The sequence below is a fragment of the Streptomyces sp. NPDC050508 genome, assembly GCF_040655155.1.
GTDB lineage: Bacteria > Actinomycetota > Actinomycetes > Streptomycetales > Streptomycetaceae > Streptomyces.
Genome location: NZ_JBFAJJ010000046.1, coordinates 1 through 1,466 on the forward strand (window position 1 = coordinate 1; position 1,466 = coordinate 1,466).

1 protein-coding gene is annotated in these 1,466 nt (G+C 69.4%); it reads right to left on the minus strand.

The genetic code is table 11. From position 1 onward, the window contains the following. Window positions 1–21: 21 nt before the first annotated feature. Window positions 22–1,374, minus strand: coding sequence for an IS701 family transposase (locus tag AB0I69_RS48730; protein ID WP_363102316.1), 1,353 nt, complete (start codon window positions 1,372–1,374; stop codon window positions 22–24). Window positions 1,375–1,466: the final 92 nt, after the last annotated feature.

A 1,466-nucleotide genomic window follows, 5' to 3' on the forward strand; every position in this document is an offset into this window, starting at 1 on the left:
CACGGCAGCTGTAGTTCTTGATCACGGTTGGTCGTGACGGTGGTGTCGTTGCTGGTGGCAGGCGGTCGCGACGGCTTGGTGATGGCGCCGCCAGGCGGTCCAGTGCAGGACGTGCTCGCGGTCGCGGACGGGTGGCGGCAGCACGAGGGCTCGCAGGAGCCGGATGAGCTCGGGGCAGCTCAGCGGGACGAGCGCCGGCTCGTCCTCGGCAGCGTCGTGGACGGCGGTGGCCGTGAGGGCAAGGACGGCGGCGGCGATCAGGGAGAACAGCGACCAGCGCATCCAGGAGTTCCAGCAGGTCACCTGCCCCTGGTCGAGTCCCGTGAAGCCCTTGGCGAGTTGGAAGGTCTCCTCGATCCGCCACCTGCGACAGATCACTTCCACCAGCGTGCCGAGCGAGACGTCGCCGGGTGCCCAGCAGCGGAAGTAGGACACCTCACCGGTGTAGCGGTGCCGCCGCGCGACCAGCACACTCGTCCCGGCTTCCTTCTCGTTCCGGTTCTCGTCGGGAGCGTCGTCGGGGCGGACATCGAGCCAGGCCCAGTCGTATTCGCGGGTGGCCTTGGCGCCGTGTCCGGTCTGCCGGCGCATCCACTGCCCGGGCCGCACCTTGTTGATCATTTTGCGGGCCTCCCACCGGCGTCCGGTCCCGTCGATGACCTGGTAGGTGGCGGCGATGCCAACGGTGTAGCCGAGCCCCAGCGCCCGTACGCCCCGGCGTAGTTCGCGCCCGCAGTACACCTCGTCGCCCGCGAACCAGCGGGCCTTCAGCCCGGCGGCGAACGCGTCGGTGACCATGGCCAGCGCCTGCTGCGGCTTCGTCGCGAAGGCGATCTCCTCCGGCACTCCGGCGACCTCACGGCGTTCCTCGTCCGCAGCCCAGTCCGCCGGGAGATACAGGGCCCGATTGATGATCACCTTCGTCGTCGCGGTGACCGCCGCCAGGTGCACCGCCACCTGGCACAGTCCGACACCGCCGATTGCACCGGAGTATTGCCGGCCGGCGCCCACGCAGTCCGTGGACGACTTCGCATCCCCCGTCTCGTCCGCCACCAACACCACGCTCTGACCGGCGAGTTCATCGATCACGAGGCAGGCGATCTCCTGCCGGGCCCGCTCATGGTCGAAGCGGGCGCGCGAGAGCAGGTGCTGCAGCCGGTGCGGGCCCGGATGTCCCAGAACCTGCGCGAGCGTCCAGCAGTTCCGCGTGTCCACCTCCAGCAACAGCCCCGCGACCAACTCCGCCGCCGTCGCCCGGGCTTCACGTCGCGCGAAGCAGCCCGCGACCGCCCGCATCGCCCTCCCGAACGCCTCGCCCCACGCCTGCTCGGCTATCGTTGCTTCCACGGCCACCGCGTCTTGATACGTCGTCACAAACGTTCATGATCACGGTGGCCGTACTCATGCCCGCACCCGCCCCGGCAACACCTGACCAGCACAGACACTGGATCTACAGCTGCCGTGTC